This is a genomic window from Peloplasma aerotolerans (assembly GCF_030012175.1).
Lineage (GTDB): Bacteria > Bacillota_I > Bacilli_A > Acholeplasmatales > Acholeplasmataceae > Peloplasma > Peloplasma aerotolerans.
The window spans coordinates 1-8,581 of sequence record NZ_JASCXW010000042.1 but is presented as its reverse complement, the minus strand read 5'-3'; the positions used below and the strand labels follow the sequence as shown (position 1 = coordinate 8,581).

At 36.0% G+C, this 8,581-nt stretch carries 8 protein-coding genes; all 8 read right to left on the bottom strand.

The window, feature by feature from the left end:
- Nucleotides 1–9 precede the first annotated feature (9 nt).
- The gene (tuf, locus tag QJ521_RS08790) at nt 10–1,194 is read right to left on the bottom strand and encodes an elongation factor Tu (RefSeq protein WP_282840104.1); all 1,185 of its coding nucleotides are present in this window, start codon (nt 1,192–1,194) and stop codon (nt 10–12) included.
- Between the two features lie 100 nt (nt 1,195–1,294).
- The gene (gene fusA, locus QJ521_RS08785; RefSeq protein ID WP_282840103.1) at nt 1,295–3,367 is read right to left on the bottom strand and encodes an elongation factor G; all 2,073 of its coding nucleotides are present in this window, start codon (nt 3,365–3,367) and stop codon (nt 1,295–1,297) included.
- Nucleotides 3,368–3,382: 15 nt separating this feature from the next.
- The gene (rpsG, locus tag QJ521_RS08780; RefSeq protein WP_282840102.1) at nt 3,383–3,853 is read right to left on the bottom strand and encodes a 30S ribosomal protein S7; all 471 of its coding nucleotides are present in this window, start codon (nt 3,851–3,853) and stop codon (nt 3,383–3,385) included.
- Nucleotides 3,854–3,907: 54 nt separating this feature from the next.
- Nucleotides 3,908–4,333 (bottom strand): 30S ribosomal protein S12, encoded by a 426-nt coding sequence (rpsL, locus tag QJ521_RS08775; RefSeq protein ID WP_282840101.1) that lies wholly within the window; start codon nt 4,331–4,333, stop codon nt 3,908–3,910.
- A gap of 280 nt (nt 4,334–4,613) precedes the next feature.
- Nucleotides 4,614–5,414, bottom strand: a complete 801-nt coding sequence (locus QJ521_RS08770; RefSeq protein ID WP_282840100.1) for an SDR family NAD(P)-dependent oxidoreductase — start codon at nt 5,412–5,414, stop codon at nt 4,614–4,616.
- Between the two features lie 2 nt (nt 5,415–5,416).
- Nucleotides 5,417–6,604: an aminotransferase class I/II-fold pyridoxal phosphate-dependent enzyme gene (locus tag QJ521_RS08765; RefSeq protein ID WP_430757352.1), complete on the bottom strand. Its 1,188-nt coding sequence runs from the start codon at nt 6,602–6,604 to the stop codon at nt 5,417–5,419.
- A gap of 139 nt (nt 6,605–6,743) precedes the next feature.
- Nucleotides 6,744–7,661: a pseudouridine-5'-phosphate glycosidase gene (locus QJ521_RS08760; protein WP_282840098.1), complete on the bottom strand. Its 918-nt coding sequence runs from the start codon at nt 7,659–7,661 to the stop codon at nt 6,744–6,746.
- The coding region (locus QJ521_RS08755; RefSeq protein ID WP_282840097.1) for a carbohydrate kinase family protein at nt 7,658–8,581 on the bottom strand (924 nt) is incomplete at its 5' end. The genes QJ521_RS08755 and QJ521_RS08760, both read right to left, overlap by 4 nt.

Sequence of the window (8,581 nt, the reverse complement as noted above, 5' to 3'; positions counted from 1 at the left end):
AAATTTTAATTATTCTGTAATTTTAACAACTGAACCTGCACCAACTGTGCGTCCACCTTCACGAATAGAGAACTTAGTTCCTTCTTCGATTGCGATTGGGTGAATTAATTCAACGTTCATAACTGTGTTGTCACCTGGCATAACCATTTCTGTACCTTCTTGAAGTGTAATAACACCTGTGATGTCAGTTGTACGGAAATAGAATTGTGGGCGATAGTTTGAGAAGAATGCAGTATGACGTCCACCTTCTTCTTTTGATAATACATAAACTTGAGCTTCAAACTTGAAGTGTGGTTTCACTGATTTTGGTTTAGCTAACACTTGACCACGTTCAACTTGATCACGGTTGATACCACGTAGTAACGCACCGATATTATCTCCAGCTTCTGCATAGTCTAAGATTTTTCTAAACATTTCAACACCAGTAACAACTGTTGTTTTAGTGTCAGTAATACCAATAATTTCTACTTGATCTCCACTCTTAACTTGACCGCGTTCAACACGACCTGTTGCAACAGTACCACGACCTGTAATCGTAAATACATCCTCAACTGGCATTAAGAAAGGCTTGTCAGTTTCACGAGTTGGAGTATCGATATAACTATCAACATAATCCATTAATTCTTGAACTGTAGCTTCCCATTTTTCTTCGCCATTCAATGCACCAAGTGCAGAACCACGAATAACAGGAATGTCATCACCTGGGAATCCGTATTCTGATAATAATTCACGAATTTCCATTTCTACTAAGTCTAGTAATTCATCATCATCAACCATATCTGCTTTGTTCATATATACAACTAACTTAGGAACCCCAACTTGACGAGCAAGAAGAATATGTTCACGAGTTTGTGGCATAGGACCATCAGCAGCAGATACAACAAGGATACCACCATCCATTTGAGCAGCTCCAGTAATCATGTTCTTAACATAGTCAGCATGTCCTGGGCAATCAACGTGTGCATAGTGACGTTTAGTTGTTTGATACTCAACGTGTGCTGTATTAATTGTAATACCACGTTCTTTTTCTTCTGGTGCGCTATCAATAGATGCATAATCTTTAATTTCTGCCAAACCTTGTTTTGCGAATAAGCTTGTAATTGCAGCTGTTAAAGTTGTTTTACCGTGGTCAACGTGTCCAATTGTACCAACGTTAACATGTGGTTTAGTTCTTTCAAATTTTTGTTTTGCCATTTTAATATTTCCTCCTATATGAGATTTGTTTTTTTATTTTTAATTACTTTTATTTTACCATAATTCATTGTATATTAAAATATACATTTTTGCAAGTGGATTAATTAGATCCACGCTTTTTCATAATTTCTTCCATGATTGATTTAGGACAACGTTCATACTTTGAAAATTGCATAATAAATGTTGCACGTCCTTGTGTGTTTGAACGAAGTGAGGTGGCATACCCAAACATTTCTGCTAAAGGCACAAGTGCACGGATAACAACTGCGTTATCACGACCTTCTTGGCTCTCAAGGCGGCCACGTCTAGATGTTAAATCACCTATTACGTTACCAATATAATCATTTGGAGCAACCACTTCAACATCCATAATAGGCTCTAATAAAACAGGGTTTGCTTTATTTCGAGTTTCTTTAAGTGCCATCGATGCAGCAATCTTAAATGCCATTTCTGAAGAGTCGACATCATGGTATGAACCATAATGTAGAGTTGCTTTAATATCAATAACTGGATAACCAGCAATGATACCATTTGGAAGTGCTTCTTCAATCCCTTTTTGAACTGCTGGAATGTACTCTCTTGGAATGACACCACCAACAATTTTGTCGACGAATTCAAAACCTTTTCCGGGATTTGGTTCAAACTTAATCTGTACGTGTCCATATTGTCCACGTCCACCAGATTGGCGAACAAATTTCCCTTCGATATCAGCTTCTCCAGCTAATGTCTCACGATAAGAAACTTGTGGTTCAGCAACATTTGCTTCAACCTTAAACTCTCTTCTCATACGATCGACAATAATATCTAAGTGAAGTTCACCCATACCTGCAATAATTGTTTGACCCGTTTCATGATCTGTAAATGTTCTAAAAGTTGGGTCTTCTTCAGCAAGTTTTGTAAGTGCAACACCCATTTTGTCTTGATCTTGCTTCGTTTTTGGTTCAATAGCGACGTTAATAACTGGTTCAGGGAAGATCATTGTTTCTAAAATAATGTCATCTCTTTCACCTGTTAAAGTATCACCAGTCGTTGTATCTTTTAATCCAACAACTGCTGCAATATCACCTGCATAAACTTCTTTAATTTCTTCACGGTGATTTGCGTGCATTTGAAGAACACGACCAAAACGTTCTTTATTATTTTTACTAGTGTTTAATACATAAGAGCCTGAAGTGATTTTACCTGAATAGACTCTAAAGAATGTCAAACGTCCCACATATGGGTCAGTCATAACTTTAAATGCTAAAGCAGTGAATGGTTCATTATCGTTTGGATGACGAACAACTTCTTCACCATAACTGTTATGTCCGATGACTGCTGCAACATCCGTAGGTGCTGGTAAATAGTCAACGACTGCATCAAGCATCAACTTGACACCTTTGTTTTTAAATGATGTACCGCAAACGACTGGGAAAAATTTAACAGCTAGCGTTCCAATACGGATTGCTCTTTTGATTTGAGGAATAGTTACTTCCTCACCTTCAAGGTACTGCATCATAATTTCTTCATCAAAATCTGCGACTGCTTCTATCAATTCGTTTCTTTTTTGTTCAACGATGTCAACTAAATGTGCTGGGATTGGTACTTCTTTCTTCGCTTCATCATCTGATCCATCATAGATGTATGCTTTCTTTTCAATAACATCAATGATGCCTTTAAAATCTGCTTCAGCACCGATTGGCCATTGAATTGCATATGCTTTTACACCTAAACGATTATGCATGGTCTTGATAGCACGTGCGAAATCTGCGCCAATTTTATCCATTTTGTTTACATAAACGATTCTTGGAACTTTATATTCAGTGGCTTGTCTCCAAACTGTTTCAGTTTGAGGTTCAACCCCTGCTTGTGCATCGAGAACAGCAACAGCGCCATCTAATACACGAAGAGATCTTGAAACTTCAACCGTGAAGTCGACATGTCCTGGAGTGTCAATGATGTTGATGCGGTGATCATTCCAATAAGCTGTTGTTGCTGCTGAAGTGATTGTAATACCGCGTTCTTGTTCTTGAGCCATCCAGTCCATTTGAGAAGCACCATCATGTGTTTCACCAGTTTTATGAATTTTTCCTGTGTGGTATAAAATTCTCTCAGTTGTTGTTGTTTTACCCGCATCAATATGGGCCATAATGCCTATATTACGAGTTTTTTCTAATGGGAATACACGAGGCATAATAATTCTCCTAACTTACCAGCGATAGTGAGCAAATGCTTTATTTGCTTCAGCCATACGATGGACATCTTCACGTTTTTTCACTGCTGCACCTAATCCTTGTGATGCATCAATAATTTCTTTCGCTAATCTCTCTTCCATAGTCTTCTCATTACGCAAACGTGCGTAATTGATTAACCATCTTAATCCTAATGTTGTTTTTCTTGAAGCTCTAACTTCAGTTGGTACTTGGTAGTTTTGACCACCAATACGGCGTGAACGAACTTCTAATACTGGCATAATGTTATTCAACGCTTCGTTAAATACATCGATTGGCTCGCGGCCAGTTGCCTCTTTGACGCGGTTAAATGCGCCATATAAAATGCCTTGTGCTGTTCCTTTTTTACCATCAACCATGATTGTATTAACAATACGTGTCACAAGTTTTGATTGATAAATTGGATCCGGTAAAACGTCGCGTTTTACGATGTGTCCTTTACGTGGCATGAGTTCACCTACTTCCTTTCTTTTCGAATGTTTCTTTTTTCTGATTAATAATTTTTATTTTTTAACTGCAGCTTTTGGACGTTTTGCTCCATACTTAGAACGAGCTTGTTGGCGATTTGCTACGCCAGATGCGTCTAATGTACCGCGAACAACGTGATAACGTACTCCAGGAAGGTCTTTTACACGACCACCGCGAATAAGTACCACACTATGCTCTTGCAAAGAGTGTCCAATACCAGGAATATAAGCAGTTACTTCTGTTTGGTTGCTTAAGCGAACACGGGCATACTTACGTAATGCAGAGTTTGGTTTCTTAGGTGTCATTGTTGTTACACGAGTACAAACTCCACGTTTTTGTGGTGAAGTATAGTCTGATTCACTTTTCTTTAGACTGTTGTAACCATAGCCTAGTGCAGGTGATTTTGATTTATACTTTTTGTCTGTTCTTCCGTTTTTTACAAGTTGTTGTATTGTTGGCATTAATAGTTCTCCTTTCTTCAAACACATATCCAAGTGTTTCATTTTTTGATTTAAAAATTATTTTTGGCTTTATTGGGCCAAAATAATCATTTGTATCGCGTGTATTTCACGCAGCGTTTTTATTATATAATACATTCAATGTAATGTCAATGATTTTGACGTAAATCTTTGTAAATTTTTAAAGAAAATACTCTTTTTGGTATGGTTCGAGATTCAAACTGAATATGCAACAAAAGAAAATAATCGATGCCACCATCGATTATTCTTTAACATTTGATTTTTATTTGTCTTTTTTGAAACCGTAGATTGAACCTACGATATGATTAACAAACTTCGCTGGTAATATTTTAGCTAGTAGTACAATAAGTTTATACTGAATACCGATTGTATAATAAAGAGGAATTCTTTTTCTTTGAACCAATCGATGTACTGCTCTTGCTGCAACTTCTGGATCCATACCGTTATTTTCATCTTCTTCCATAACAGCAACAGACTTATCAACACGTTTTTTGTATGCTTCACTATCAACGGCATTTTTCTTTCTATTTTTCGTAAATCCAGTTTTAATATCTCCTGGCATAATCGAACATACCTGAATTTTAAATGGTGCAACTTCATTTGCTAATGCATCAGTAAAAGCATTAACAGCTGCTTTTGAACTGCTGTAGAATGATTGGAATGGAATGGATAGTTTAGATGCAACAGAGCTCATATTGAAAATTTTTCCTCTACCGCTTTTTCTCATCAGTGGAATAACGGCTTTTGTAGAGTTAAAAATACCCATAAAGTTAACATTCATTAAATATTGAGCATCTTCATAAGAAGTATCTTCGATACTCCCTGAAATTCCCATTCCAGCATTATTGATTAAAATGTCAATCTTTCCTTCAACTTCAAAAATATCTTGATAAGCTTTTTGGAGTTGTTCAAATTGGGTTACATCCGCTTGGATACTTTTGATATTTTTCTCATGTATCTTGGATCGTGATACACCATACACATTATTGCCTTTTGCGGCAAGGTGCTGTGCTATTGATAATCCGATTCCAGATGATGCTCCCGTAACAATAATTACTTTCATTTTTATTCCTCAAAATCTTCTAAATTCTTTAGGACTGCTGCAATTTTTTCTATCGCTATATCCATTTGTTCTTTCGTATGTGTTGCTGTATAACTTGTTCTAATTAAACACTCGCCAATAGGTGTAGCAGGTGGAACAACAGGATTCACATAAACACCTTGTTCAAATAAGCTGTTACATGCCACAAGGGTTCTCAACTGTGTATATGTAAATATTGGTATAATCGGTGTTCTTGAGTCTCTAATTTTTAAACCTTTATTTTTCAATCCTTGTCTCATATAGTCTGCGATATCATGAAGTGCTTGTACTCTTTCAGGTTCACGCTTTAAAATACGTAATGCAGCCAAAGCTGCAGCAGTATTTGCAGCAGGAATTGCAGCTGAGAAAATATAAGGGCGTGAATTGTGTCTTATATAATCTACAACATCACTTTCGGCAGCAACATATCCGCCTAAACTTGCTAATGATTTAGAAAATGTTCCCATAATGATATCTATTTCTTTTTCTAAACCAAAATGTTCAGCAGTTCCACGACCAGTAGGTCCCATAACACCAAATCCATGAGCATCATCTACCATAACTCGTGCACCATATTCTTTAGCAAGTGCAACAATTTCAGGTAGTTTTGCGATATCACCGCTCATCGAAAAAACACCATCGGTGATAATAATTTTACCTTTATTTTCAGGTGCTTTTGAAAGTTTTTCTGCCAAGTCTTCCATATTACTATGTTCATATCTGATGACTTCAGCATAACTCAATCTTGTGCCATCATAGATGCTTGCATGATTTTCTTTATCGGAAAAAATAATGTCATTGCGTCCTGCAACAGCAGAAATAATTCCAAGATTACTTTGGAACCCGGTTGAAAATATTGTGCAGTCTTCTTTGTTCAAAAATTCTGCTAGTTCTCTTTCTAAATCTTTGTGCAAATTCAATGTACCGTTTAAAAAGCGCGAACCAGAAACCCCAGTTCCATATTTTAAAGTCGCCTCTACTGCTGCTTGAATAACTTCAGGATGAGATGTTAATCCCAGGTAATTATTAGACCCGATCATAATCATTTCTTTGCCTTCCATGTGAACGACTGTATCTTGTTTACTTGTTAATTCGTGAAAGTATGGATAGTATCCACCTTCACGTGCTTTTTTGGCTGTATCAAATTGATAACATTTCTTAAATATATCCATCATAAATTCCTCTTTTCAAAAAACCACTTAAATCTATTATATTATATTTCTGTTAAATATTATAGTCTTTTCAAACGTTTTCATGCCGAACTGTTAAAAAAAGGATATTTCATATCCTTATTTTAGGGATAAAATATAGTCATTTTAACGATGCATATGAACAGGCGATTTTCGCTGCTAATTTTGCATTATTATATACAAGTTCAATATTTGATTCTAGGCTTGAGCCTTCAGTAATATTTTTAATTTTAGATAATAGATATGGTGTGACCTCATTACCTTTAATTCCTTTTAGTTTTGCTTCTTCAACAGCCTGTTCAATCGCTAGATTAATTTGAGTTGAATCCATGCTATATGGTTTAGGGATTGGATTGGCAACGATAATACCTCCAGTTAATCCAAGTGACCATTTGGCGTGTAGAAGTTGTGCAATCTCCTGTGGAGTGTTAAGTTGATAATTAACTTGAAACCCACTTTCTCTTGTATAAAATGCGGGTAGTTCTTGTGTCTGATATCCAATCACTTCAACACCTTTGGTTTCAAGATATTCTAGGGTAAGACCTAAATCTAAAATAGACTTAGCTCCAGCACATATAACTGCTACATTGACTTGTGATACTTCTTCTAAATCTCTTGAAATGTCAAATGTATTTTCAGCACCTCTATGTACACCACCTATTCCACCAGTTGCAAATATTTTGATACCTGCCATTTCAGCAACAAGTGCAGTCCCAGAAACGGTAGTTGCTCCATTTCTTTTTTGAGAGATTACATAAGCGAAATCTCTTTTTCCTACTTTATAAACATCTTTAGCTTTTGCAAGATGCTCGATTTCATAATGGGTTAAACCGACTTTGATTCTCCCCCCTAGTATAGCGATGGTTGCAGGCACTGCACCTTCTTCTTTAATTAGGTTCTCCACGTTGACTGCCATTTCAACATTTTGTGGATATGGCATACCATGAGATATAATGGTTGATTCTAGTGCAACAACCGGTCTATTTTCTTTAAGTGCTTTTTCCACTTCTGGGTGGATATCAATATATTGATTCATCATAATTTGTACTCCTTAATTGTTTCATCTAATTTTTGAACTGTTAAATCAGATGAAACAGCTTTCTCATCTTGTAGATTAACAATGGCAGATGCGGATCCATAAATAAGAGGATCTAAATCATTTAACTTCGCGTAGATAACGCCTGCAAAAAATGCATCACCTGCACCAGTTGAATTCAAAACTGGAACTCTATATGATGGTTTAAATCTAGAAATTTTATTGCTCATATGTAAGGAGCCATTAGATCCTAATGTTATAAAGACTTCTTTAACGCCATGAGCAATAAAGTAATCGCCGATTCTATAAATATCTTTTTCATCCTCGTGGTGGATACCAGAAAGTAATTCGGCTTCCAAACGATTAAGTTTCAAAGTGTTTATTTTAGATAAGAATGGTTTAATTTTGACAGCTTTTTGACTGGAAATAGTATCGACATATATGTCTTTGTCGTATGTGTCGAAAATATAGGTTAGTGTTTCAATAGATAGGTTAGTATCAACAATAAGAATATCTGCTTGATCAATTATTTTTTTTCTTTTACTAAGTGATGTTTCATTTAACTCTTCGATTTGATCCATAGCTGCAACGCTAATTAAATCTTCATTATGTTCATCCATAATACATAAATATGTTGGTGTTGTAGCGACATCAACAATTGAGAGTTTTAATCCTAGATTTTTGCATGAATCCTTAATAAACATACCAGCATCATCATCACCTAATACGGTTATTAAAGTTGTGTCTAATCCTAGGCGAACTAAATTTTCAGCGATGTTTCTACCAACACCACCCATCGATTTTCTTAAATATCCGGGGTTTGAATCGTTCATGATCATTCTATGATGTGGATACGCGAATATATCAATTACTGACCCACCAATAACTACAATCTTTTTCATAGAAACCTCTCTAATCAATAC

Coding starts and splice junctions, on each gene's coding strand:
- tuf (WP_282840104.1), bottom strand. CDS start 1,194: ATGGCAAAACAAAAATTTGAAAGAACTAAACCACATGTTAACGTTGGT.
- fusA (WP_282840103.1), bottom strand. CDS start 3,367: ATGCCTCGTGTATTCCCATTAGAAAAAACTCGTAATATAGGCATTATG.
- rpsG (WP_282840102.1), bottom strand. CDS start 3,853: ATGCCACGTAAAGGACACATCGTAAAACGCGACGTTTTACCGGATCCA.
- rpsL (WP_282840101.1), bottom strand. CDS start 4,333: ATGCCAACAATACAACAACTTGTAAAAAACGGAAGAACAGACAAAAAG.
- QJ521_RS08770 (WP_282840100.1), bottom strand. CDS start 5,414: ATGAAAGTAATTATTGTTACGGGAGCATCATCTGGAATCGGATTATCA.
- QJ521_RS08765 (WP_430757352.1), bottom strand. CDS start 6,604: ATGGATATATTTAAGAAATGTTATCAATTTGATACAGCCAAAAAAGCA.
- QJ521_RS08760 (WP_282840098.1), bottom strand. CDS start 7,661: ATGATGAATCAATATATTGATATCCACCCAGAAGTGGAAAAAGCACTT.